General features: G+C 38.7%; 18 protein-coding genes, 1 other RNA gene and 1 pseudogene. 19 read left to right on the top strand and 1 reads right to left on the bottom strand.

From position 1 onward, the window contains the following. Window position 1 precedes the first annotated feature (1 nt). Window positions 2–538 (bottom strand): hypothetical protein, encoded by a 537-nt coding sequence (locus HWV54_RS01490; protein WP_005864882.1) that lies wholly within the window; start codon window positions 536–538, stop codon window positions 2–4. 188 nt (window positions 539–726) lie between these two features. Here HWV54_RS01490 and ettA point away from each other — a divergent pair, with 188 nt between their 5' ends. From ettA to ftsZ, 19 genes and pseudogenes are all read left to right on the top strand, one after another. Continuing rightward, the gene (gene ettA, locus HWV54_RS01485; RefSeq protein WP_005864884.1) at window positions 727–2,376 is read left to right on the top strand and encodes an energy-dependent translational throttle protein EttA; all 1,650 of its coding nucleotides are present in this window, start codon (window positions 727–729) and stop codon (window positions 2,374–2,376) included. A gap of 2,297 nt (window positions 2,377–4,673) precedes the next feature. Further along, on the top strand, window positions 4,674–5,048 hold the full coding sequence (locus HWV54_RS01480) for a hypothetical protein (RefSeq protein ID WP_005864887.1): 375 nt from the start codon (window positions 4,674–4,676) through the stop codon (window positions 5,046–5,048). 626 nt (window positions 5,049–5,674) lie between these two features. After that, window positions 5,675–6,184, top strand: a complete 510-nt coding sequence (locus HWV54_RS01475) for a lytic transglycosylase domain-containing protein (protein WP_005864889.1) — start codon at window positions 5,675–5,677, stop codon at window positions 6,182–6,184. A 74-nt stretch (window positions 6,185–6,258) separates the two neighbouring features. After that, window positions 6,259–6,648: RNase P RNA component class A (gene rnpB / locus HWV54_RS01470), an RNA gene on the top strand. 270 nt (window positions 6,649–6,918) lie between these two features. Next, complete coding sequence (gene rsmH / locus HWV54_RS01465) at window positions 6,919–7,917, top strand: 16S rRNA (cytosine(1402)-N(4))-methyltransferase RsmH (RefSeq protein WP_005864891.1); 999 nt, start codon at window positions 6,919–6,921, stop codon at window positions 7,915–7,917. Next, complete coding sequence (gene ftsL / locus HWV54_RS01460; RefSeq protein WP_005864893.1) at window positions 7,914–8,318, top strand: cell division protein FtsL; 405 nt, start codon at window positions 7,914–7,916, stop codon at window positions 8,316–8,318. Before rsmH ends, ftsL begins: the two co-directional genes overlap by 4 nt. Continuing rightward, window positions 8,318–10,061: pseudogene (locus HWV54_RS01455) on the top strand (peptidoglycan D,D-transpeptidase FtsI family protein). The gene ftsL and the pseudogene HWV54_RS01455 overlap by 1 nt, the downstream one beginning before the upstream one ends. 23 nt (window positions 10,062–10,084) lie before the next feature. After that, on the top strand, window positions 10,085–11,536 hold the full coding sequence (locus HWV54_RS01450; protein ID WP_005864897.1) for a UDP-N-acetylmuramoyl-L-alanyl-D-glutamate--2,6-diaminopimelate ligase: 1,452 nt from the start codon (window positions 10,085–10,087) through the stop codon (window positions 11,534–11,536). Beyond that, window positions 11,533–12,954: a UDP-N-acetylmuramoyl-tripeptide--D-alanyl-D-alanine ligase gene (locus HWV54_RS01445; protein WP_005864900.1), complete on the top strand. Its 1,422-nt coding sequence runs from the start codon at window positions 11,533–11,535 to the stop codon at window positions 12,952–12,954. The genes HWV54_RS01450 and HWV54_RS01445 overlap by 4 nt, the downstream gene beginning before the upstream one ends. A 21-nt stretch (window positions 12,955–12,975) precedes the next feature. Continuing rightward, the gene (mraY, locus tag HWV54_RS01440; protein WP_005864902.1) at window positions 12,976–14,046 is read left to right on the top strand and encodes a phospho-N-acetylmuramoyl-pentapeptide-transferase; all 1,071 of its coding nucleotides are present in this window, start codon (window positions 12,976–12,978) and stop codon (window positions 14,044–14,046) included. 4 nt (window positions 14,047–14,050) lie between these two features. Then, the gene (murD, locus tag HWV54_RS01435; RefSeq protein ID WP_005864904.1) at window positions 14,051–15,451 is read left to right on the top strand and encodes a UDP-N-acetylmuramoyl-L-alanine--D-glutamate ligase; all 1,401 of its coding nucleotides are present in this window, start codon (window positions 14,051–14,053) and stop codon (window positions 15,449–15,451) included. A 130-nt stretch (window positions 15,452–15,581) separates the two neighbouring features. Then, complete coding sequence (locus HWV54_RS01430; RefSeq protein WP_040296440.1) at window positions 15,582–16,739, top strand: FtsW/RodA/SpoVE family cell cycle protein; 1,158 nt, start codon at window positions 15,582–15,584, stop codon at window positions 16,737–16,739. Next, window positions 16,729–17,865: a UDP-N-acetylglucosamine--N-acetylmuramyl-(pentapeptide) pyrophosphoryl-undecaprenol N-acetylglucosamine transferase gene (locus tag HWV54_RS01425; RefSeq protein ID WP_005864909.1), complete on the top strand. Its 1,137-nt coding sequence runs from the start codon at window positions 16,729–16,731 to the stop codon at window positions 17,863–17,865. Before HWV54_RS01430 ends, HWV54_RS01425 begins: the two co-directional genes overlap by 11 nt. Next, window positions 17,849–19,276: a UDP-N-acetylmuramate--L-alanine ligase gene (gene murC / locus HWV54_RS01420; protein ID WP_005864911.1), complete on the top strand. Its 1,428-nt coding sequence runs from the start codon at window positions 17,849–17,851 to the stop codon at window positions 19,274–19,276. The genes HWV54_RS01425 and murC overlap by 17 nt, the downstream gene beginning before the upstream one ends. Then, window positions 19,254–20,231, top strand: a complete 978-nt coding sequence (gene murB / locus HWV54_RS01415; protein ID WP_005864913.1) for a UDP-N-acetylmuramate dehydrogenase — start codon at window positions 19,254–19,256, stop codon at window positions 20,229–20,231. The genes murC and murB overlap by 23 nt, the downstream gene beginning before the upstream one ends. Before the next feature lie 241 nt (window positions 20,232–20,472). Next, window positions 20,473–21,393, top strand: coding sequence for a D-alanine--D-alanine ligase (locus HWV54_RS01410; protein WP_005864915.1), 921 nt, complete (start codon window positions 20,473–20,475; stop codon window positions 21,391–21,393). Then, complete coding sequence (locus tag HWV54_RS01405; RefSeq protein WP_040296367.1) at window positions 21,381–22,292, top strand: cell division protein FtsQ/DivIB; 912 nt, start codon at window positions 21,381–21,383, stop codon at window positions 22,290–22,292. The genes HWV54_RS01410 and HWV54_RS01405 overlap by 13 nt, the downstream gene beginning before the upstream one ends. After that, window positions 22,289–23,590 carry a cell division protein FtsA gene (gene ftsA / locus HWV54_RS01400; protein ID WP_005864919.1) on the top strand — a complete coding sequence of 434 codons (1,302 nt, stop codon included), beginning with the start codon at window positions 22,289–22,291 and terminating at the stop codon, window positions 23,588–23,590. The genes HWV54_RS01405 and ftsA overlap by 4 nt, the downstream gene beginning before the upstream one ends. A gap of 68 nt (window positions 23,591–23,658) precedes the next feature. Continuing rightward, window positions 23,659–25,428, top strand: a complete 1,770-nt coding sequence (gene ftsZ, locus HWV54_RS01395) for a cell division protein FtsZ (RefSeq protein WP_005864920.1) — start codon at window positions 23,659–23,661, stop codon at window positions 25,426–25,428. Window positions 25,429–25,548: the final 120 nt, after the last annotated feature.

Here is a 25,548-nt window from a genome sequence, read left to right as displayed (position 1 = left end):
GCTATATTTCATCTTGAAGTTTTGAAATAATTTCGCGGAAATTGATCTTATTTTTGTAATTATCAAGCCAAAAAAGTGGGAGGGATAAGTTTTTACGATTTGTTTTGTAGTTTTTCACGAAATGCAACCATGTACCAATGGGGAGAGCACTGTAGTCACTTATTGCTACATGTTGGCGTAAAACTTTCATGATCATCAAGCTTGGTACGTCAGAGCCCATAAGACGGCGGTCGTTTTGTAAATACAGTTTGAGCCACAACAATGCGAGGGGTGAAGTCCATTGTTTTCCATGACACAAAATTGATGAAAAAAGGAAGGGTTTTTTTACCGCATGATGTAAAGCCCATAAAGCAAAAAAAGACGGGGCATAGAGAATTGGTTTTTTGGGTAGTATCATATTACATTGATAAATTGGCTTAATACGATAAGAACACAATGTTGTATGCGGTATAGAAGAGAGAGAAGATGTCTGATAGCAAGTCTCAGGTACAGCTAAAAAGATTTGCTTTTTGCTCTTTGAAGGGGCATTTTTTTGCATTCAGAACCGTAGTGGGGCTTGTGAGATTAGAAAAAATATATCAATATAAAGCAGAAAGCTTTTAATATAGCATTTGCGCTTTCTGCCGCGCAGCTTAGAGAAAAGCTGAAGAATTTCTTTCAAAATCCTAACCTTTAAATACTGCACAAAATAACACACTTCAAGTAATGAAATATAAAGGGAAATTTATGGCACGTCAATTTATTTATCATATGGCTGGACTTAACAAGACTTACGGCAATAAAAAAATTTTAGACAATATTCATTTGTCTTTTTATCCAGATGCTAAAATCGGTATTTTAGGACCAAATGGTGCTGGTAAATCAACTATTTTACGTATTATGGCTGGACTAGATAAGGAATATACGGGAGAGGCATGGCTTTCTGAAGGAGCACGTTGTGGTTATTTGCCGCAAGAGCCTCTTCTTGATACAAGCAAAGATGTGCGTGGCAATGTGATGGAAGGTGTTGCGGATAAACAGGCAATTGTTGAGCGTTATAACACGTTGATGATGAATTATAGCGAGGAAACAGCTGATGAAAGTGCACGACTTCAAGATATTATTGATAGTCAGAACCTTTGGGATTTAGAAAGTCAAGTAGACATGGCTATGGTTGCTCTTGGTTGTCCGCCAGCCAATGAAAGTGTGATAAAGCTTTCAGGAGGTGAGAAGCGGCGTGTTGCACTTTGTAAATTACTTTTGTCAAAACCTGATTTATTACTTTTGGATGAACCAACAAACCATTTGGATGCGGAAACTACGGCTTGGCTTGAAAAACATCTACGTGAATATCCCGGCGCGGTGCTTTTGGTTACGCATGATCGTTATTTTCTCGATAATGTAACAGGTTGGATTTTAGAATTAGATCGCGGTAAAGGTATCCCTTATGAGGGAAACTATTCTGCCTATTTGGAGGCGAAAGCCAAACGTTTGGCTCAGGAAGGACGTGAAGAGGTTTCTCGCCAGCGTGCTTTGTTACGTGAGAAAGAATGGATAGCTTCTAGTCCAAAAGGGCGGCAAGCAAAGTCAAAAGCTCGGATTAAAGCTTATGATGAGTTAGTTCGCTGCGCATGTGAACGCCGTCCTGGAGAAGCACAAATCATTATACCGATTGGTGAAAGATTGGGACAAGTTGTTATTGAAGTTGATAATCTTTCTAAGGCATATGGCGAGCATGTATTGATTGATTCTCTTTCTTTCAAGCTTCCTGCTGGTGGTATTGTTGGAGTTATTGGCGCCAATGGTATGGGAAAGTCTACTTTGTTTAAAATGTTGATAGGGCAGGAGAAGCCAGATTCAGGTCAAATACGTATCGGTGAAACAGCTCGGATGAGTTACGTTGATCAGAGTCGTGATTCATTGGCGGGCGATAAAACAGTTTGGGAGGAAATTTCTGGTGGAAATGACATTATTAAGTTGGGTAAATATGAGATGAATAGTCGTGCTTATTGCGGTGCATTTAATTTCAAGGGTGCAGATCAACAGCAGAAGGTTGCAAATTTATCAGGAGGGCAGCGCAATCGCGTACATTTGGCTAAACTTTTAAAGGAGGGAGGCAATATTCTTCTTCTTGACGAACCGACAAATGACCTTGATACTGAAACATTAGGTGCGTTGGAAGAAGCATTAGAAAATTTTGCTGGTTGTGCCGTTATTATATCACACGATCGTATGTTTCTTGATCGGTTAGCAACGCATATTTTGGCTTTTGAAGGTGATGGCCATGTAGAATGGTTTGAAGGTAACTTTGCCGAATATGAGGCTGATAAGGTTTCTCGTCTTGGTGCAGAGTCTCTCAATCTTAAGCGTGTCAACTATAAGCCGCTCACACGCTAGAAATTATTGTTTTTTAAGTTTAATTGAGAGAATGGTGATAATAGCTAGTATTGTCTTTGGTTTTTCAAAATAGAGGGCGGGCACTATAATATAAGGTTTTTGTTTATTGCACCTAAGATAGAAATAGAGCCTAGAACCTAATTATATCCTTTACGAAATGTGTTATTATACTTGATATGTTGATAGCTAAACCTCTACTTGCTCATTAAGTTACAATGGCGCGTTGTAAGTTTTTATAAGCAGTTTTATGATTGCAGTAGTAAGTCTCGTCTCTATCATCTGAAGGGGAATGGTGGGAAGAGAAAACATTGTTTTTTAAATAATTGTTCGTTTTTTATCTTATCAAGAAACAAGACGAATAGTAGTAATGCAACTCTGTGTCTTCTGTGTGATTTTTTATTAGTTAGAATAAATTTTTATTTGTGTTAAGGAATATTGATGAAAAAAACGTAAGTTTGGATGCAATGAGTGGGCTGTTGAAAACGATGGCGAAAGTAAATCATTTGCGTATTCTGGGCGCTGTTGTGTCATGAAGATTTAATAATCCTCTATTTTATTTTTATTCTTGATCGATCGCAATCGTGTGTGTGTTTCATGGCATTTACATTTATTGTATGAGGTAGGATTGGTTACATGTTATCAGAAAGAGGGGGAGTGTTATTTTAAGTTGTGACAATTGTTTTTGGGTAAAGACATTGTGATAACTATTATTTCAACTTTGCCAAAGATAGTGCATGATGTGGCGCATTTTGTGAATGTTAAAAAACAGCTTTAAAAAATGAAGAGAGAGTTTTTTTACGAAATGCGGCGTAGTGGCAGGTATTACGGTTATTATATATTTCAGTTCACGTTATAAAAAGCGCTTTTCTCAAATCTTAAATAAAAGAAGCAAAGATGAAATTTTAGTAAGTCTTTAAAAAGTTACCATTTTTGAATAAGCTTTACTGGAAGCTTTAATAGTTCAATCTGTAAGCTGTATAATTTTTCATAGAGATGAGGCTCTTAGGACAGTCATTTAATGCGTGTTGTACAGAATTTATTTTATTGATTAATACATTAATATACAAAGATAATTTATTGTTTTTCAACTCAAACTTTCTGTTTTAGATTAAAAAAAACGTTTGTTTATGTGTCACAAGAAAACTCTATATATAGAGAAAAACTTTTTAGGAAAGAAGTAAATATGCTTTTTTAAGAGTTGTTTATATGTAAAAGAGCAGTTGTAACCATTGAGAGCTGTTAAGTAATAATGTTTCTGGCTTATAGCTTCACTAAGTATAAAGACGATGGTTATAGATCTTGTGTTTTATTTTTCACGGCTGATGTGGAGAAATAGATTAGAAGAAAGCTGAGATATCTTTCTGAGAAATCATATGAATGGACAGTACTTAGTGTACAATTTTTCATAAGATGCATAATTGCATAAAAAATATAATAAGGCCGTTTTATGTTATAAAAATGGCTATTAGTATCATTTCGCAAGAAAGATTAAGTCTAGTCTTGAAAAGGAGAAAATATTTTTATTAATTACAGTACTTTATGATAATTCGTTGGAATTTGTTGTTGGTTATAAAATGACCTTTAATTATCTAAGATAGTGGTAATGAGTGATTTGATATAATGATGCATGGAGTTTTAATTTTTTATCTAATCTTAAAAGGCTAAAAGATTTATGTTTTGATTGTTGCGGTCAGGGATATTTTTAAACAAGTATTTGCTAGTTTGCATTTTAATAAATAGAATTCATGCAAATCGCTTGTGCTTTAAAATGTTATGGTCACTAAGATTTCTGAAGAATTATTATGAAAGTTACGACGATCTTAGATTCTTAGTGATTCTCCACTGAAATAAAATTGCCTCAAATTGGATCAATATGAACATTTTTTGCCTAAATTTTTCCATTTTTAAACGATTTATAGTTTTTTTTATGTTTTTTTGCATAGAATATGATAAGAATTCTTGTTGTTTAAAATATTTTACCATAGCAAAGAAATTGCATCTTGTGATTGATGCGAGAAGACGATCAGGGAGCCTCCCCCCCCCCCGCGTGGATCCCTTAGATTGTCTGGCCTGGCTGGGCAAATCCTCAGCCAGGCTTTTCTAGAGTTTGTGTTAAAGTGTGATGGAATTTTTATAAAGGTTTAGGTGTATAGTGCGTAAGGAGAGGCTATTACAAGTTGTTTTATGGTGGTGCCGTTTATAGTATTTTCAATGATTAGGGAATTGTTTTTTATTGAAAGTTCAGAAAATTAAGCAGCGGCAATTTGTTTTGTGTATTTATGAGTTTTAGGCGAGAGATGATAAGTTTTTTTGGGCATCGTATTCTTCTCATTTTTTTTGTGTTTTTCGTTTTTTTTGCCAGCTTTTTTGCTTCTCGAAATGCTTCGGTTTATCAGTTATTTGATCGCTCTTTTTCTTCTCCTAAGATTAATATTACACAGGAGATACTTCTAGAGAGATTGGCAGTATTTTTTCCAGATATTATAAAGAATCTTTCTAAGCTGAAACCCGAGCAACAGAAACAATTGATTGAGCAAGTACGTTGCGATATGATTGCTGTTGCTTTTGCAAATGGTCAGAACAATGAGGAAGCTCAGAAATTAGGTAAAACCGTTGCTATGGTTCTATCAAAAGCAATTTCTCATCCTTCTGTTACTGATACTTATTTTTAATTATTCTTTTAAGGGATTGTGCGATTACGGTTAATCTCAAAAATTTTTAAAGTATATTGCTTATTTTTTGTTTTATATTGTGGGGGAATAGGGGGGAGTAAAATATTTGTAGTCTTCTTTTTTGCAGATTTTAAAGTATTTAATCGTCTTACTGGAGATGTTTGTTTACTTATGGAGTGAGATGAGATAGCGATTTCTTTTTCTAATAGGATTCTACAGTATAAAAAGTGTTTTGTGAAAGATCTTTAGTGTGTATCACTTTTTGCGATTATGAAACTGATTTCAATAAAATTTTAAGAATCCTATATCAAAAATAATAACAGCGTTTTTTATGTTGTTTTTTTTGCTAAAAGCGAATATTGTAGTAGATATATCAGAAATTTATAAAATATATCACATTTTTAATATGTTTACACTTTCATTATAATTTCATTATTTTTTTTATTTTATGAAATCAGGGAATTATATTTCGTAAGTTGATGGTTTTATTCTATTATAAAAAAATATCTTGAAATTGTCTTAATATTTTCATTTTAAAATCGCTCTTTAGCTTTTTTTTTCTGTAAAATAGGCACACAAAATCGTTGCGGCTAGGTTTTGAGAACACCTTAATGAAGAGAGAAAAAATGCAATTTTTAAAAATCCTTTTAAGTGCAGCATTTGCTGTATTTTTTATATTTGATATAGGTTGGGCCTATACTGTCTTAAATGTTGTAGGATCAGGTAAAAGTTCAGTAAATCTTGTTACTAAGATTCCTATTCGTCCTTATGAATCTCTTATTCAGAAATTTGCGAATAAGTACAATGTTCCCGTTAATTTGGCGCATGCTGTTGTAAGTGTTGAAAGTAATTATCAAGCACGTACAAAAGGGGCCGCTGGTGAAATAGGCTTGATGCAGATTAAACCTTCTACAGCGCGAGGGTTGGGCTTTAATGGTTCTGTACAAGATCTTTACGATCCTGCGACCAATCTTGAATATGGTATGCGTTATTTGGCACGGGCGTATAAACTAAGTGGTGGAAATACGTGTGGCACAATCCTTAAATATAATGCAGGTCATGCTGCGAAAAAAATGAATCCCGTTTCAGCGAAATATTGCTCAAAAGTAAAAACTTATCTGGCTTCACTAAAGTGAGAATGGTACATTTGCTGTAAAATTTCTAGAGTTGGCTATTTTCACTTGGTAAAAAATGTCTTATAAGTAGCATGTCAGTCGGCTGGGCAGCCGCGCTTGTCCAATATCTAAAGGCGGCAGGTGAGGAAAGTCCGGGCTCCGCGGAAAAACGGTGCCGGGTAACACCCGGCGGGGGCGACCCTAGGGAAAGTGCCACAGAAAGTAAACCGCCTATTTTTGTAGGTAAGGGTGAAAGGGTGGGGTAAGAGCCCACCGCGCATTCAGTAATGAATGTGGCAAGGTAAACCCCACCGGGAGCAAGACCAAATAGAAATGACGTGCAAGATTAACTTGCAGCTGGTTTCCGGGCGAGTCATTCGGGTAGGTTGCATGAGGCGGGTGGTAACATCCGTCCCAGATGAATGGTTGCCATGTAGAGTGTAAGCTTTATCATACAGAACCCGGCTTATAGGCCGACTGATCTTTTGTAACTGAATACATTTACATAATTGATATTGTACACAAAAAACGTTGTACAAAGGATTTTTTGTAAAATGTGTGTTTTTGAAGTGAATCCTTAAAAAGAGTGTTTTCAAAAATCATAACATTTCTTTAAGTATAATGCGTTAGGATACGTGTTGGGTTAACTTTAGCTTTATTTTCTTTTATTATGAGAGTTGAAGTTTTGGTTATTCTGACATCAGTTGTTATTAGGATGCTGTTGATATAGAGAACGTAAATCAAGACGGATTATTTTGACAAAACAGAGGCACAGAGCTGAACGCCATCTTCCAGTGTTGTTACAGCCAGTTTTAGCTGGGCTTGCACCATTGGTTGGGGCAAGAGTGATTGATGGCACCTTTGGTGCTGGTGGTTATACGCGTGCTTTGTTAAATGCAGGTGCGGAGGTTATTGCTCTTGATCGTGATCCTCATGCTATTAGCGAGGGACAATCGTTTGTTGAAGAGTTTTTTCCACGACTTCGTTTGATACAGACGGAATTTTCAAAGTTGGAGTGCGTTGTTGAAGAGAAGGTAGATGCTGTTATTTTGGATATTGGTGTCTCTTCAATGCAGCTTGATGAGGCTGAGAGGGGGTTTTCTTTTCAAAAAGATGGTCCATTAGATATGCGAATGGCTCAGACTGGTTTTACTGCTAGTGATGTTGTAAATTGTTTAAAAAGTAAGGAATTAGAGAAAATATTTAAAATATTAGGAGAAGAACGCTATGCGGGGCGAATAGCACGAATGATTGAAAGACGCCGTTGCTTTCAACCTTTTTTGCGTACAAGTGATCTTGCTCATGCCATTGAGGTGTTGGTAGGCCATAAAAGCAAAGATCGGATTCATCCTGCAACGCGTGTATTTCAAGCTCTTCGCATTTATGTTAACGATGAAATTGGTGAACTTATACGTGGTTTATTTGCTGCTGAACGCGTTTTAAAACCAGGAGGCCGTTTGGGTATCGTTAGTTTTCATTCTCTTGAAGATCGTATAGTTAAAAGATTTTTTTCTGCACGTTCAGGAGAGCGTATGAGATCGCGCTATCTTCCTGAAATAGAGACAGTTCCAGCAACATTTTTTCCTTTGTTTAAAGGCATAATCACTGCAAATAAAGAAGAGGTCCAGCAAAATCCTCGTTCACGTTCTGCGAGATTACGTATTGGTGTACGTACTGAGGCGGAGAGTCTTGCTGCAGATATGAAATTGTTTAGTTTAGCAGAAATTGCCAGTTTTGAAGGCAACAAGAAATGACAGTTTTTCGTACATTTGATATGATTTTAGTGATGATTATGATTTGTATGGCAGGTCTTACTTATAAAGTAAAATATGATGTTCAAAAACGGATGAGCGAAATTCGCCGTCTTGAACATGAAATTGCTGCAGTAAAAAATACGGTGAGTTTACTCCATGCTGAGTGGGCTGTGATGATTGAGCCTTCACGCATGCAAAGGCTCGCAAAGCGTTATCAAAAAGAGCTTGGTTTAGAAATTATACAACCTCACCAAGTTGTAGAATTTAAAGATATTCCGGTACGTATACATGATCCAATTGAAGAAGTGATTAAACAGAATATCTTAGAGGAGAAAAGAGATATTTGGGCGAATAATCGTGCTTCTCAGATGAACGGCATAGCTCAAAAAGGTATGCGATGATGAAATCGTTATTTCTATTTTCGCAAAGTAAAAAACGCTTAAATAACCAGTTAGATATTCATAATTTCCCTGTTTGTTGCTCGTATCCTAGCCGTCCACGCTTGCTTTTTTCTTTGTTTTGTTTCCTTATTTTATATGGTGTTATGGGGGCTTGTCTTATTTCTTATGGGCTTGAGGGTGGGCAGATTGAAGAAGCAAAAGGACCAAATGTCCTTCAGTTGACTGCGCGGCCTGATATTGTTGATCGTCATAACCGTTTATTGGCAACAGATATTAAAACTTATTCGCTTTTCGCTGAACCGCGACGCATTATTGATGTAGATGAAACCATTGAATTACTCTCAACAGTTTTGCCCAATCTTAATTGGCAGGAGACTTATAAACGTCTCAAAAGAAAGTCTAGCTTTTCTTGGATTCAGCGTGGGTTAACACCAACGCAAAAGACGCAAATTATGGCTCTTGGGATTCCAGGGATTGGTTTTCGCACTGAAATTCGTCGTTTTTATCCAAGTGGATCTGTGGTTTCGCATATTCTCGGCATGGTTAATATTGATAATCAGGGTATAGCTGGTATGGAAAAATATATTGATGATGCTGGTTTGAGTGCTCTGCGTGCTGCTGGTCTTGCGACGGAAGAATCATTAAAACCAGTTCAGCTTTCGATTGATGTGCGTATTCAGACAATTGTGCATGATGAACTTGTTAAGGCAATGAAGCGTTATAAAGCAATTGCTGCAGGAGCTGTGATTTTAAATATCCACACAGGTGAAGTTTTAGCTTTGGCATCTATACCAGATTTTGATCCTGGAAATCCTGTTGATGCTTTGAAAAGTGATCGCTTCAATCGAATGACCGCTGGAACTTTTGAAATGGGATCTATTATTAAAAGTTTTACAACTGCAATGGCACTTGATTCAGGACTTTTTCATTTAAATAGCGTTATTGATGCTTCACAGCCTATTCAAGCAAGTAAAAATTATTTTATTCGTGATTTTCATGGAAAAAATCGTCCTTTAACACTTTGGGAAGTTTTTATTTATTCTTCTAATATTGGTTCTGCTAAGGAGGCATTGGCCATAGGAATTGACGGACATAGGGATTTTTTGAAACGGCTTGGTTTACTTGATCGATTGTCGATAGAATTACCTGAAGTTGCTCATCCTGTCGTGCCATATCATTGGAAGGAAATTCATTCTATGACGATTTCTTTTGGACATGGTATGGCAACAACGCCTCTGCAAACAGCAGTAGGTGCTGCTGCTTTAATGAATGATGGATGGTGGATTGTCCCTACCTTTTTAAAACGCACAAAAGAACAAGCTTTGCGACATGCGAAAAAAGTCTTACAGGTTAGTACAAGTCAAAATATGCGTTATCTTTATAAGTTAAACAGTGATATTGGTTCTGGACGTAATGCAAAAGTAGCAGGTTATCGGGTTGGTGGTAAAACGGGAACAGCCGAAAAAGTTGAAAATGGAAAATATTCTAAAACAAAAAATTTCAATAGTTTTCTCGCAGCTTTTCCTATTGAAAATCCTTCTTATGTTGTTTTAACAATTATCGATGAACCTCAGCCTGAAGATGGACAGCTTTCAGCAACAGCGGCAATGAATGCAGGACCGATGCTTGCTAATATTATTCGCCGTTCAGCGAGTTTTTTAGGAATAAAACCGGATTTTGAAAAAGAGTATGAGCCTATTTTTGAATACAAAAAACAGTTCAAGATTCGTTAAACAACGATAAAATTAATACAAAGGTGTATCATTATGTTGTTTGGAACAGTTTTTACAGAATGTATTGAAGATGAAAGCCTTTCTTCAATGGAGATAACAGGAATAAGTGCAGATTCTCGGCAAATTTTACCCGGCTATGTTTTTGTAGCTGTTAAAGGAAATCAAGGAGATGGCAGATATTATATCAATGATGCTATAAAGCGTGGTGCACGAGCAGTCGTTACAGATTATAATGTTGTTTTTGAAAATTTGTCTATTCCTGTTTTACGTGTTTTTGATGTTCGTCATAGTTTAGCGGTAGCGGCTGCACGTTTTTACGGTTCTCAACCTGAAACTGTAGTTACTGTGACAGGGACAAGTGGTAAAACGTCTGTTGTCTCTTTTATTAGGCAAATTTGGACACATGTTGGATTATGTGCTGCCAGTATAGGAACGGTAGGTGTTGTTTCTCCTCATCGGAATGATTATGGTTCTCTCACAACACCTGATCCAATAATTTTACAGCGCCTCCTTTCTGAAATTGTCACTGAAGGTGTTACACATGTAGCCCTTGAAGCATCTTCTCATGGACTTGATCAAAGGCGACTTGATGGGGTATGTTTAACTGCTGCTGCCTTTACCAATTTAGGGCGTGATCATATGGATTATCATGCGTGCGTAGAGGATTATTTGCGTGCTAAAATGAGGCTTTTTGATACGCTTTTGCCTCAAGATGCACCTGCTCTGATTTTTGCTGATGATGCTTATTCGCAAAAGGTTATTGATACTGTTACAAGGGCACGCCGTCGTGTTTTAACAATTGGACGTAAAGGGCGATTTATCACCGTTAATCGTGTGGAACATCAACGTTCAAAACAGTATGTTGAATGTCGTATGGAAAACGATATTTATACGTTTAATTTGCCTTTAGCTGGAGATTTTCAGGTGGCCAATGCACTTATGGCGGCGGGGCTAGCAATTGCAACAGGTGTTTCTCCTAGTGAGGCGTTTCGTTCGCTTGAAACTTTGCAAGGAGCACCTGGTCGGTTAGAGTTGGTCGGAAAGACAGAAAGTAATGCTCCTGTTTATATAGATTATGCGCATAAACCGGAAGCGTTAGAGCAGGTATTGCTTTCTGTTCGTCCCTTTACGCAAGGACGTTTAATCCTTGTTTTTGGTTGCGGGGGTGATCGTGATCAAGGAAAAAGATCTTTGATGGGAAAAATCGCAGAAAATAAAGCTGATATTGTTATTGTAACGGATGATAATCCTCGTACAGAGATGCCAGAAAAAATTCGCAAGGATATTTTAGAAACAGTACCAAAAGCCATAGAAATAGCAGATCGTGGTGAAGCTATTGCGTATGCAATTGGGCTTTTAAAAGCAGGAGATACGTTAATCATTGCAGGAAAAGGTCATGAGAATGGACAAATTATAGGGCAAAAAGTATATCCTTTTTCAGATCGTTTGAAAGCGATTAGTGCTTTGCAGGAACGTAATAGATGACAGCTTTATGGGATAAACAGGCACTTATTGCTGCAATTGATGGCTTTGTAGTGGGATGTATGCCAGAAACTTTTTCTGGGGTGTCTATTGATAGTCGTACTCTTACAGAGGGTGATATCTTTTTTTGTATTAAGGGGCATCATCTTGATGGACACGATTTTGCTGTGCAAGCTTATGAACGAGGTGCAGGCGTTCTTATTGTTGCGGAAAATCGTTTGGCTGATATGGAAAAAATATCTGCTCCGCTGATTGTTGTCCCTGATGTTTTGCAAGCTTTAGAAAAACTTGCACAAGCTGCACGTAAGCGCTCAAAAGCTAAAATTATAACGGTAACAGGTTCTGTTGGAAAAACAACGACAAAGGAAGCTTTAAAACAAGTGCTTGCAACTGTTGGGAGGGTCCACGCTAATTATGCTTCTTTGAATAATCACTGGGGAGTGCCGCTTACCTTGGCCTGTATGCCTGCAGAGAGTGATTATGGTATCTTTGAAATTGGTATGAATCATAAAGATGAAATTCGTCCTTTGGTTAAGTTGGTTCGTCCACATGTTGTTTTAATTACGCATATTTCTGCGGCGCATATGGGGTTCTTCAAAAATCTTGAGGAAATAGCAGAGGCAAAAGCTGAAATTTTTGAAGGATTGGATGAGAAGGGCATTGCCATTTTAAATGCAGATAATGATTTCTTTGCTTATTTAGTTCAAAGAGCAAAGCAATGTGGTGTGAAAAAGATTTTAAGCTTTGGTGAGGCTGATAATTATGATTATCAGGTTAGAGATATACGTCTTCTAACAGATTCCTCTTCTATAATTGTTCGTATTAGAGGGCAAGATAGAACAATTAAAATTGGTGCTCCCGGACGACATATTGTACAAAATATTTTAGGTGTCATTGCTGTTTGTGATGCCATTGATGTTGATTTAGAGCCTGTTTTGCTTTCTTTAAGCTGTTTTTCTCTTCAGAAAGGGCGCGGTGTTCGTTATCGACTGTCTTTACCAAGTGGAGGAGAATTTCATTTAATTGATGAAAGCTATAATGCTAATCCTGCATCAATGCATGCGGCTTTTGATTTGCTTGCTATCGGACCAGTAGGGGCGCGTGGTAGGCGGATTGCGATTTTGGGTGATATGCTAGAGTTAGGAGTTTATAGTGAAAAACTTCATCGTGATTTATTAAAGCCATTATATCTTTCTGGCGCTGATCCAGTTTTTTTATTTGGTAAGGCAATGAAGTTTTTAGCTACTGATCTGTCTGCATACGTTAAGGTTTATTATGCTGAAGATGTTGAAAAAATTTTACCGCTTATTTTTGCAGAAATTTCTAATGGAGATCTACTTATGGTTAAATCATCTCGTAGTCTTTATTCATCAGATATTGTGACTGCACTTTTTGATCGCTATAAAGTGGTTTCTCTATAATTTATATAGGTTTTTTGTATCATGATGCTTTTTTTATCTTCACTTAGTGATTGGATTCCAGGAATTAATGTTTTTCGTTATATTACTTTTCGCACTATAGCAGCTATGCTTACGTCGGGGCTTATTGTGTTTTTGTTTGGCCCTAGCATTATTGCTTCTCTTAAATTGCGGCAAGGAAAAGGACAACCAATTCGCGCTGATGGTCCTCAAACGCATTTTAAAAAAGCAGGAACACCTACTATGGGTGGCTTGATGATTTTAACCGGTACTGTAGTATCAGCGCTTTTATGGTGTAATTTGTCGAATATTTACTTTTGGGTATCACTATTTGTTATGCTTTCTTTTGGAACAATTGGTTTTTATGATGATTATCTTAAGGTTACAAGACAAACGGATAAAGGATTTTCAGGTAAAGCGCGCTTAAGTTTGGAATTTTTTGTTGCAGCAATTGCTGCTTTTATTATCTTACAAATTGGCTCGCCTGGATTAGCTTTGCCCTTTGTAAAAGAGTATTTTATAAATTTAGGCTGGTTTTTCATTCCTTTTTCTGCTTTCGTCATTGTGGCAACGGGTAATGCGGTTAATTTAACTGATGGTCTTGACGGGCTTGCTATCGTTCCTGTGATGGTTGCAGCCTTGTCTTTTGCTTTGATTTCTTACCTTTCTGGTAATATAAATTTTGCTGATTATCTACAAATTCGTTATGTATCAGGAACAGGTGAATTAGCTGTTTTATTGGGAGGCGTTGTTGGTGCAGGGCTTGGTTTTTTATGGTTTAATGCACCACCCGCGGCTATTTTCATGGGGGATACTGGTTCATTGGCTCTTGGAGGACTCTTAGGTATTGTCGCTGTAGCAACCAAGCATGAAATTGTTTTGGCTTTTATTGGTGGGCTTTTTGTTCTCGAAGGGTTTTCGGTTGTTATTCAGGTTGGTTATTTCAAATTAACAAAAAAACGCGTATTTCTTATGGCACCGATACACCATCATTTTGAAAAAAAAGGTTGGACTGAAAGTCAAGTCGTGATACGTTTTTGGATTATTTCAATTGTTCTCGCTTTAATTGGTCTTTCAACACTGAAGTTGCGGTAAAATTTTGATTTCTGTTGCGTGTTATAAAGATCAGAAAGTTGCTCTGTTTGGATTAGGGCGATCAGGACTAGCTGCAGCGCAAGCATTGATTAGTGGTGGTGCAGAAGTGGTTGCCTGGGATGATAATCTTTCCAGCGTAGAAGAAGCTGTTCGGCAAAATATTCCAACTAGGGATCTTCAACATGAGGATTGGACTGAATTTGTTGCGTTGATTTTGGCCCCTGGTGTTCCTTTAACTTATCCTAAGCCTCATTGGGTTGTTGAAAAAGCGCGACAAAAAGATATAGAAATCATTGGTGATATTGAATTATTTGTTCGTGCACGTAATCATTTTTTACAGCATTATGGCCTTTGTGATCGAGATATTCCGTTTATTGCTATTACCGGCACAAATGGGAAATCAACAACAACAGCTTTACTTGCTCATTTGTTGGAACAAATGGGCTATGATGTACAAATGGGCGGGAATATTGGAACTGCAATATTAATGCTTAAGCCATTTGTTAAAAAGCGTATTTATGTGATTGAATGTTCATCATTTCAAATTGATCTTACCCCTTCTCTTCAGCCAACTATTGGACTTTTAATAAATTTAACACCTGATCATATTGATCGCCATGGTAGTTTTGCTCATTATGTGCAAGCCAAAAGACATTTAGTAGCTAGAGCTTTGCATTCTTTTATTTCAGTTGATGATGCTGCTTGTCAGGATTTGTATCAACAATTGGTACATGAAGGTCGTCACGTTGTTGCAATTTCTAAAGAAAATTTTATTGAAAATGGTTTTTATGCGGAGGGTACGAAGCTTTTTTCCACTCGTAATAGACAGCGTCATATGCTTGCAGATCTCGCTTCTATGTCTGCATTACGTGGTAGTCACAACACACAAAATGCTCTTATGGCATTAGCAACATTGCAGACTTTAAAGATAACTGATCCACATATAGAAAAGCATTTAGCAAGTTATCCTGGGCTAGCTCATCGTATGCAACAGGTGCGTAAAATGGGGTCAGTTTTTTTTGTCAATGATAGCAAGGCTACTAATGCAGATGCTTCAGCGCCTGCACTTTCTACTTTTCATGATATTTTTTGGATTGTTGGAGGGCAAGCGAAAAAAGGTGGAATTGATTCTCTTAGAAGATTTTTTCATAAAATTCACAAAGCTTATTTGATTGGGAGTACAGTGGAAGAATTTGCTGGTGTTATTGGGTCTTCTTTTCCTTTTTCGATGAACTTTACTTTAGAAAATGCAGTGCGCGAAGCTGCTGCTGATGCAATGCGTTGTCAGGCTAAAGAAGTTGTTGTTCTTTTTTCACCTGCATGTGCAAGTTATGATCAATTTAAAAATTATGAAGAGCGTGGGGAAGCTTTTGTTTCTTTTGTTATGCAGTTAAAAGAAACATGAATTTTAAAAAATGTTTTTGCGTTAAGAATCCTGAATCTTTTTTCGTGTAATTCAGTTTTTGAAGTGTTTACTAAAAAGTGGGGAACTGTATCATTTTGAGTAGAATTGTAAAAAAGATAAGATAGATATGATGGTTACGCGTGCAGATAGAGATCCAATTGCTAATTGGTGGTGGACGATTGATCGCTCTATTTTTGGTGCTTGTTTGATTTTAATGGGGATTGGCATTATGTTGTCTTTTGCTGCAAGTCCCACTATTGCAAAAAAAATTGGAATAGCTGATAGTTTTTATTTTGTTCGGTGGCATATTATTTTTAGTATTCCAGCGTTTTTTACGATGATTACTATTTCTTTTTTTTCGCTTCGTAATATTCGCCGTTTATGTGCCCTTTTACTCATTGTAACGCTTGTTCTTATGGTTGCAACCTTATTGTGGGGGCCAGAATTAAAGGGAGCGCGACGGTGGATTTCTCTATTTGGTTTGTCTATACAAGCTTCAGAGTTTATGAAGCCAGCTTTTGTGGTGATGTCTGCTTGGCTTTTTTCGGAACAGATACGGCGTAGAAATATTCCTGGCTACATGTTAGCGACTGTACTTTATGCTTTTTGTTGTATGCTTCTCGTTCTCCAGCCTGATATTGGGCAAGCACTTTTAATAAGCACTACCTGGGGGGGGCTGTTTTTTGTAGCTGGTGTGCCTCTTACTGTTATTTTCTTATTTATCATTTTAGGCATTGTGGGAATTGTTTTTGCATATTTTTCTCTTCACCACGTACGGGAACGTATCAATGGTTTTTTGACAGGTGAAGGCAATACCTTTCAAGTAGATGTAGGACGTGAGGCTATTTTGAATGGTGGATGGTTTGGGCAAGGACCTGGAGAGGGTACGGTGAAACGAATCATTCCTGATAGCCATACAGATTTTGTGTTTTCCGTTGCTGCTGAAGAATATGGCATTATCCTCTGTCTGTTCATTATGATGCTTTTTGGCTTTATCGTTATGCGATCATTGTATATAGCATTGAATACGCGTGATTCATTTATACGCCTTGGTATTACTGGCATAGCGATGATGATTGGTTTTCAATCAGCAATTAATATGGCGGTTAATCTTCATTTGATACCTCCAAAAGGTATGACACTGCCGTTTATTTCTTATGGTGGTTCATCTATGGTGGCAATTGCATTTTCAATGGGGATTTTGCTTAGTTTAACACGTCGCTGGCCAGAAGCACGTCTTTCAGCTTTTTCTTCTCCTGTTGTTTTGGATACCGCTTATGACTCATAAAAAAGTTATTGTTTTGGTAGCTGGTGGTACAGGTGGGCATCTTTTTCCTGCTGAAGCTCTTGCTGTTGAATTAAGGCGGCGTGGATATGATGTTCATTTGGCAACGGATGGAAGAGCTCAATGTTTCGTACGCTGTTTTGATGAAGAGCATATACATATAGTTTCATCAGCAACATTTACACGACGCCATCCTTTTGCAGTGATAAAAACATTTTGGGCTTTGTTGAGAGGAATGGGGGAAGCATTAGCGCTTTTTTATAAACTGCGTCCTGTTCTTGTGGGTGGATTTGGAGGGTATCCTAGCTTTCCTCCTCTTGTTGTTGCTGTCTTAATGAGGCGTGTAACATTTATTCATGAACAAAATGCCGTTATGGGGCGTGCTAATCGGGCGTTGGCAATTTTTGTGCATGCAATAGCAGGTGGTTTGTTATCGCAAAATAATACTTACGCTTATAAAACACTTTTGACTGGAAATCCTGTGCGTGAGACTGTTCTCAAAGCAGCGGAAATTCCTTATCATCCTTCTGCAGGTGAAGAACCATTTCATTTCTTGGTCTTTGGTGGTAGCCAAGGGGCTTCTTCTTTTTCACGAATTGTTCCGGCAGCAATTGCTTTGTTGGATAATGAGTTACGTAAACGTTTGCGGGTTGTTCAGCAAGTTCGGGGTGAAGCTGGAGAATTGATAAAAGCTTATCGCAAGATGGGTGTTCAAGCAGAAGTTGCTTCTTTTTTTGATGATATGGCTGAGCGTATGGCACGATCTCATTTCATTTTATCACGTGCTGGTGCTTCTTCCGTTTGTGAAATAGCTGTGATTGGTCGGCCTGCTTTGCTGATTCCTTATCCTCATGCTTTAGATCACGATCAAGCAGAAAATGCAGCATTGCTTGCTGCCGTGGGAGGTGCGCAAATTGTATCAGAAAAAGATTTAACTGTGCAAAGACTCGCTTCCCTCTTAACAGAAGCCTGTTGTGCTCCGCACTTATTGGAAAAACAAGCGCGTGCTGCCAAAAAAGTTGGACAACCTCATGCAACTAGTCACCTTGCTGATATGGCTGAAGCATTGATTGCGGGGCGATCATTATCAGATATAAAAGAGGAGTTTTTTGATGAAAATGCCGCTTAATATAGGTGTTATTCATTTTGTTGGAATCGGTGGTATCGGCATGAGTGGAATTGCGGAGGTTTTTCATAATCTTGGCTATAAAGTTCAGGGATCAGATCAAGTTGATAGTGCAAATGTTGAACGTTTACGGAAAAAAGGGATTAGCATCCATATAGGTCATCATGCTGAAAATTTAGGAGATGCAGAAGTTGTTGTTTTTTCTACTGCCATTAAAAAAACAAATCCTGAATATATCGCTGCGAAAGAAAGGCATTTGCCGCTTGTCAGGCGCGCAGAAATGCTAGCTGAGCTTATGCGCTTTCGTCGAGCAATTGCTGTTGGTGGTACGCATGGTAAAACAACGACTACATCAATGATAGCAGCACTCCTTGATGCCGGTCATTTTGATCCGGTGGTCATTAATGGTGGTATTATTAATGCCTATGGAACAAATGCTCGTATGGGAGAAGGCGATTGGATGATTGTTGAAGCTGATGAAAGTGATGGTACATTTTTAAAGTTGCCTGCTGATATTGCCGTTGTTACCAATATCGATGCCGAGCATTTGGACTATTATGGAAGTTTTGCTGTTCTGCGTCAGGCTTTTCAGCAATTTGTGGAGAATGTTCCTTTTTATGGTTTTACTGTTTTGTGCCTTGATCATCCAGAAGTTCAGTCGTTGGTTGGTCGTATTGATGATCGTTGGGTGATTACTTATGGTGCAAATCCCCAAGCTGATGTTCGTTTTCTTAATCTTTCGATGGATGGTCAAAAAACCCATTTTGATGTTCTTATTCGTTCACGGAAAACAGGTAGAAAGACCGAGTTGAAAAATTTGATTTTACCAATGTCGGGGCAACACAATGTTTCTAATGCGACGGCAGCGATTGCTATTGCTCATGAACTTGGTATTACAAATGAATCTATAAAAAATGGTTTAGCAAAATTTGGTGGAGTGAAACGGCGTTTTACGCAAACAGGAAGTTGGCATGGCATTAAAATATTCGATGATTATGGGCATCATCCTGTTGAAATAAAGGCTGTTCTGTGTGCAGCGCGGGAGAGCGCAAAAGGACGCGTGATTGCGATTGTACAACCACATCGTTACTCACGTTTGTGTAATTTATTTGATGATTTTGCTGCTTGTTTTAATGATGCAGATACAGTGTTGATTACGCCCGTGTATGCAGCTGGTGAAGAGCCAGTCGCGGGTTTTGGTGCTAGAGAACTGGTAGAACATATTCAAATGGCCGGTCATCGTGATGTGCGTTTGATTCATTGTCTGGAAGATGTCGTTTCGATTGTCTCGACATTTGCTAAGGCAGGGGATTATGTTGTTTTTCTTGGTGCTGGTAATATCACACAATGGGCTTGTGCGTTGCCTCATCAGTTGGCGGTACTTGATAGCAATGAACAATTTTCAACTCATTGATGGTAAGATGCTTTTAGCACGGTTGCAACCGGCGTTAAGCGGAATAAAAGGCAAGCTTACGCCTAATATGGATATGCGTAAGGTGACATGGTTTCGCTCTGGTGGACTAGCAGAGCTTTTTTATCAGCCTGCTGATGAAGCGGATTTAGCCTTTTTTCTTCAAAGTCTTCCTGAATCTATCCCTGTAACAATTGTAGGGATTGGTTCTAACCTTCTGGTACGTGATGGGGGAATTCCTGGCATTGTTATTCGTCTTTCAGCAAAAGGTTTTGGACAAATACAGCAAGTTTCTCAAAAGCGTTTTTTGGTTGGTGCTGCTACGGCAAATAAACATTTAGCAGCAGCGGCTTTAGAGGCTGAAATTGCGGGTTTTCATTTTTATCATGGTATTCCTGGTGGTCTTGGAGGAGCACTCAAAATGAATGCAGGAGCTAATGGTGTTGAAACAGCTGCCTGTGTTGTGGAGGTTTATGCATTTGATCGTAGAGGACAGCGTCATATCTTGAGTTTGAAGGATATGCACTATTCCTATCGCCATTGTGATATTCCAAAGGGTCTTATTTTTACTGCTGCTTTATTGGAAGGTGAATTAGGGAATAAAGAGAATATTCGTGTAGCCATGGATGAGGTTGCTCTTCATCGGGAAATGGTACAACCTATTCGAGAAAAAACAGGTGGATCAACTTTCAAAAATCCTGAAAATATATCTGCATGGCGTGTTATTGATGAAGCAGGGTGTCGTGGTTTACGGATTGGTGGAGCTCAAATGAGTGAAATGCACTGTAATTTTATGATTAATGTGGGGCAAGCAACAGGTTATGATCTCGAATCTTTGGGAGAAACAGTGCGTGCTCGTGTTTTTGCTCATTCGGCTCACCTTTTACAGTGGGAAATACAACGTATCGGTCAATTTGAACAAGGTCGTACTGTTCCTTCTTTTGATCCGTTTCATTAATTGATTTCAGTGTAATAAAAAAAATATCATAAAAAATTGAGTCATTTCAAAGAGATAATAAAAAAATCCATTAAGAATCAATAAATTACCAAAGAAACTCTTGCGTCATTCGTTTGAGTCTGATTCATTATGCAAAATGCTAGGTTATTGATTCGCAAGGATAAATCTTAGTCTTTTCTGTATATGGTATTAGTGATTTCTATGTAGTCTATATATAGTATACACAAGAGGGTTAGTTATTATGAAAGATGAGCATATAGCTGTATTAATGGGAGGATTTTCTTCTGAACGGTCTGTAAGTTTGTCTTCAGGTACTGCTTGTGCTGATGTTCTTGAAGCACAAGGATATCGTGTAAGCCGCGTGGATGTTGATGGTCATATTGCTTCTGTTCTTGAACAATTGCAGCCTGATATTGCTTTTAATGCATTACACGGGCTATTTGGTGAAGATGGTCGTATTCAGGGTATCCTTGAATATTTGAAAATTCCCTATACGCATTCTGGAGTAATGGCATCTGCATTGGCGATGGATAAAGGGCGTGCAAAAATTATTGTAGCGAGCGCTGGGGTTTCGGTTGCACCTTCTCTTGTTATGAATCGTTTTGCTGTTGGACGAGCACACCCTATGGAGCCTCCTTATGTGATTAAGCCTATATGTGAAGGGTCGAGTTTTGGTGTTGTGATTGTAAAAGAAAGTGAATCTATACCACCACGTAATGTTGTAGGAGCTGAGTGGGATTATGCAGATGAGGTGATTGTTGAAAAATATATTCCTGGTCGTGAACTTACTTGTGCTGTTTTAGGAAACGAAGCCTTAGATGTTTGTGAAATTCTCCCCGATTCACACTTTCAATTCTATAATTATGATTCAAAATATAAAACTGGTGGCTCTCTTCACATTTGTCCTGCACAACTTTCATCAAATATTTACCAAAAGGTGCAAAGAATGTCTTTAGCAGCACATCAGGCGATAGGTTGTCGAGGTGTTAGCCGTTCTGATTTTCGTTTTAATGAGAAAACGGGAGAATTGATTTGGCTTGAAATTAATACACAGCCCGGTATGACATCCACTTCTCTTTTTCCTGATATTGCAAAAGCAAGTGGTCGTACTTATGGCGAAATTGTTCAATGGATGGTGGAGGACGCGTCGTGTATGCGTTGAATGTTAATAAAACAAATATATCGATGGAGGTGCCGTTAGTGCTAGCTTTTCCACGATTTTATCGTCGCTTTCTTCGGTTTATGTCCGAGTTTATCTTTATTAATATTCGTATTCCACGCCATTTTGGCTCTTTCTCTGTTGTATTGTTTTTCTTTGTTACAGTGCTTTATGGGCTTTTATTGAATGGTCATATGGGGATGATTGTCAAGACAACAGTATCGGATATTGGTTTTGTGGTCACTGATGTCGATATAAGTGGTAATAAGCGTTTAGTAAAACAGGAGGTTTTAAAAATTTTAGGGCTTGATACAGCTCAATCTATATTCACTTTTAATGTTGATAGGGCACGTTCTCTTTTAGAAAAGCAGGCGTGGATTCAATCAGTTAATATTCAGAAGATTTATCCTAATAGAGTTCGTATTTCTGTTGTGGAACGTGAACCGTATGCAATTTGGCAGCATGATGGTGTAATGGATATCGTTGATGATACAGGTTGTATCATTGTGCCTTTTAAAGGCGGAATCGTTCGGAATTTGCCTCTTGTAGTTGGTCAGGGTGCCCAGAAATCTGCCAAAATATTTATTCAAGCACTTTCAGTATATCCGCAATTGTACAGTCGTGTTCGTGCTTTTGTGCGTATAGGTGATCGGCGTTGGGATTTGCTTTTGGATAATGGGATACGTGTGATGTTGCCTGAAAAAGGTGCACTTGAAAGACTTTCTGCTTTAATGGAGGCAGGGACGATGCAAGATCTTTTTTCTCGTGATATTCTAAGTATTGATTTACGTCTTTCTGATCGCATTACAGTTTCTTTGTCAGATGAGACGTTAGAACGTCGTAGTGCTGCTGTGGCAGAGGAAGAGCGCATTTTAAAAGCGCGAAAGGCAGGAAGCTTATGATGTTGCTAAGATCTCATCATGGTGGAGGGCGTAAAACACGTTTTTTAACGGTTCTTGATGTTGGATCAAGTAAGATTGTTTGTCTTATTGCTTGTTTACGTCCTTTGAAACATGCGCATTATCTACATGGTCGTACGCATTCTATGGAAATTCTAGGTTTTGGAGTGCAACGCTCACGTGGTATCAAATCCGGCGTTGTAATGGATATGTTTGCAGCAGAGCAATCAATACGGCTAGCTGTTGATGCGGCAGAAAAAATGGCTGGTTTGGTGGTGGATTCGGTGATAGTGAATTTTTCTTCAAGTCGATTACAAAGTGCTCTTATCAATGGCATGGTACGTTTGAATGGCCGTGAAGTAAGCAGGCGAGATGTACGTGTGGCATTTTCAGATGTTTCGCGCAAGGTTTTTGATACTGAGCGTCATGTCATGCACTCAGTGCCGATCTCTTATGTATTGGATGGGGATAAAGGAATTTCTGATCCTATTGGAATGACGGGGGAATCATTTGGTGTAGATGTGCATGTGGTAACAGCGGAGACTGCGGCTTTGCGTAATTTAGAAACTTGCATTAATCGTGCGCATTTAAGTGTCGAAGCAATGGTTGCAACCCCCTTTGCAAGTGGCCTTGCTGTTTTGATGAATGATGAGGCGCATTTAGGAGCAGCATGTATTGATTTTGGTGGTGGAACAACGACATTTTCAGTGTTTTTTGAAGGAAAGTTTATTCATGCGGATGCTTTTGCAGTTGGTGGACATCATGTGACTCTTGATGTTGCGCGTGGATTCTCTATGTCTCTTACAGAGGCAGAACGTTTAAAGGTTGTCTATGGTTCAGCGCTTCTGACAAGTGCTGATGAGCGACATATGATTAATGTTGCGGAGATTGGAAGTGAACAACGTGAAATTCAATATCCTCGTGCTGTTCTTGGTCGTATTATTCGTGCGCGTGTTGAAGAAATCTTGGAGATGGTACGTGATTGTTTGAATCGTTCTGGTTTTGGTCACATTATTGGTAAGCGTGTTATTTTGACCGGTGGAGCAAGCCAGTTAACAGGATTGCCAGAGATGGCACGTACTATATTGGGAAGAAATGTTCGTATAGGGCGGCCTTTAGGTATTTCAAGGCTTCCTTCTCTTGCGAAAGGGGCGGCGTTTACATCTGCTGTTGGATTGTTAATTTATCCGCAATTGGTGGGTTTTGAAGAAAAAACAATGCAGGCTGCAGTGAATCATTTATCGACAGGCACGCGTGGGTATTTTAAGCGTGTTGGTCAGTGGTTGCGTGAGAGTTTTTAAGTAAGTCTATTTGGGTAAGTTAAATTTCATCGCTTGGGTTTGCGGTGTCTTATGAGAAGGAAAAAGAAATGACGATTAATCTGCATCGGCCAGATATCGCGGAATTAAAACCACGCATTACTGTTTTTGGTGTTGGCGGTGGTGGTGGGAATGCCGTGAATAATATGATTAATGCTGGTCTTCAGGGAGTTGATTTTGTTGTTGCAAATACAGATGCACAAGCTTTGGCTATGTCAAAGGCTGAACGTGTTATCCAACTTGGTGCAGCCGTTACGGAAGGTTTAGGCGCTGGTGCTTTGCCAGAAGTTGGACAAGCGGCTGCAGAGGAATGTATTGATGAAATTATCGATCATCTGGCAGATTCTCATATGGTTTTCATTACTGCCGGTATGGGTGGGGGTACGGGAACTGGAGCGGCGCCTGTTGTGGCTCGTGCTGCGCGTGAAAAAGGTATTTTAACTGTTGGTGTTGTAACAAAGCCATTTCAGTTTGAAGGTGCACGCCGTATGAAAACGGCAGAGGCTGGTATTGAAGAATTACAAAAATCTGTTGATACATTAATTGTTATTCCTAATCAGAATCTTTTCCGTATTGCAGATGAAAAGACAACTTTTGCTGATGCTTTTGCTATGGCTGATCAAGTGCTTTATTCTGGTGTTGCTTCTATTACGGATTTAATGATTAAAGAGGGGCTTATTAACCTTGATTTTGCTGATGTTCGTTCTGTTATGCATGAAATGGGCCGAGCGATGATGGGAACTGGTGAGGCATCTGGTGAAGGTCGTGCTTTGAATGCTGCTGAAGCTGCTATTGCGAATCCACTGTTGGATGATACTTCTATGCGTGGCGCTCGTGGCTTACTGATTTCAATTACTGGTGGTCGTGATATGACTTTATTTGAAGTAGATGAGGCAGCTAATCGTATTCGTGAAGAAGTAGATGCGGATGCGAATGTTATCTTTGGTGCTATTGATGATGAGTCATTAGAAGGTGTTATTCGTGTCTCTGTGGTTGCGACGGGGATTGATCGTGAGATTAGTGATGTGGTTCAACCTTCTCATCCTCAACTTCACAGACCAGCAGCTTCAATTCGTAAAAGCGATCCTGGAATATCGCAGAGTTCTTTTCATGTTCAGTCACCTCCCTTGCGTTCTGAGTCAATGGTAGAAGTGATTGAAGCGCTTGAAATAGAGAAAGGCAAATCGCCAGGAGAACAGTTTCGTCCTAAAAGTCAAATTTTTGCACAGCCTGTAGATGCTGTGGTTGCACGAAATGCGAATGCTGCTTCTTATGGTTCAAGTGCTATGCATGGGCAGATGTCAAATGCACCACGTATGCAAGTGAATCGTGGTTCGCAGCCTTCTATGGTTGTACCAGTGAGTATGGAGGCAACAGCACACGTTCTTGATGAGATGGCAGGAGTTGTGCAGCAGGAAGAAAAGAAAGTACAACAAAGACAAATACAACAGATGCAAGTGCGTTCGCCTATGCGTATGCCTGAGTTAAAGGATTTTCCTCCTGTTGCTCATGGTCAATATGAGAAGTCATCTGCTGCCGAACAGGGACCTCGTAATCTTTGGCAACGTTTGAAACAGAGTTTGACACATCGTGAAGAAGCTGAGCCAGAAGCTAGGCTGGAACCTGCTGTAAAGTCTTCTCAGCGACAAGAAGCGCATGGTTATAATAAAAGTTCTCAGGCACTTCCTCAAGATGCTTCTGTTTATGTTCCACGTCGTTCTGGCGAGTTGCATCCTCATGTGCCGCAAGATCAGCGTACTTTTATAAGTGAAGAAGATCAGTTGGAAATACCAGCGTTTTTGCGTCGTCAGGTAAATTAATTTGATAAAAAAGAGAGAATTTTTGATCTTTTGCATAATGCGTAAATACTTTTTAAAGTGAAATATCCTGTGTTTTTGAGGAAAATACTTTGTTTTTTATAAACTCGCTTAGTAATAAGT

Origin of the sequence: Bartonella alsatica, assembly GCF_013388295.1 — a bacterium.
Lineage (GTDB): Bacteria > Pseudomonadota > Alphaproteobacteria > Rhizobiales > Rhizobiaceae > Bartonella > Bartonella alsatica.
Note: the sequence above shows the minus strand (reverse complement) of the source record. Positions and strands in the feature narration are given on the sequence as shown.

Coding starts and splice junctions, on each gene's coding strand:
- HWV54_RS01490 (WP_005864882.1), bottom strand. CDS start 538: ATGCAAAAAAATGCCCCTTCAAAGAGCAAAAAGCAAATCTTTTTAGCT.
- ettA (WP_005864884.1), top strand. CDS start 727: ATGGCACGTCAATTTATTTATCATATGGCTGGACTTAACAAGACTTAC.
- HWV54_RS01480 (WP_005864887.1), top strand. CDS start 4,674: ATGATAAGTTTTTTTGGGCATCGTATTCTTCTCATTTTTTTTGTGTTT.
- HWV54_RS01475 (WP_005864889.1), top strand. CDS start 5,675: ATGCAATTTTTAAAAATCCTTTTAAGTGCAGCATTTGCTGTATTTTTT.
- ftsL (WP_005864893.1), top strand. CDS start 7,914: ATGACAGTTTTTCGTACATTTGATATGATTTTAGTGATGATTATGATT.
- HWV54_RS01450 (WP_005864897.1), top strand. CDS start 10,085: ATGTTGTTTGGAACAGTTTTTACAGAATGTATTGAAGATGAAAGCCTT.
- HWV54_RS01445 (WP_005864900.1), top strand. CDS start 11,533: ATGACAGCTTTATGGGATAAACAGGCACTTATTGCTGCAATTGATGGC.
- mraY (WP_005864902.1), top strand. CDS start 12,976: ATGATGCTTTTTTTATCTTCACTTAGTGATTGGATTCCAGGAATTAAT.
- HWV54_RS01430 (WP_040296440.1), top strand. CDS start 15,582: ATGGTTACGCGTGCAGATAGAGATCCAATTGCTAATTGGTGGTGGACG.
- HWV54_RS01425 (WP_005864909.1), top strand. CDS start 16,729: ATGACTCATAAAAAAGTTATTGTTTTGGTAGCTGGTGGTACAGGTGGG.
- murC (WP_005864911.1), top strand. CDS start 17,849: ATGAAAATGCCGCTTAATATAGGTGTTATTCATTTTGTTGGAATCGGT.
- murB (WP_005864913.1), top strand. CDS start 19,254: ATGAACAATTTTCAACTCATTGATGGTAAGATGCTTTTAGCACGGTTG.
- HWV54_RS01410 (WP_005864915.1), top strand. CDS start 20,473: ATGAAAGATGAGCATATAGCTGTATTAATGGGAGGATTTTCTTCTGAA.
- ftsA (WP_005864919.1), top strand. CDS start 22,289: ATGATGTTGCTAAGATCTCATCATGGTGGAGGGCGTAAAACACGTTTT.
- ftsZ (WP_005864920.1), top strand. CDS start 23,659: ATGACGATTAATCTGCATCGGCCAGATATCGCGGAATTAAAACCACGC.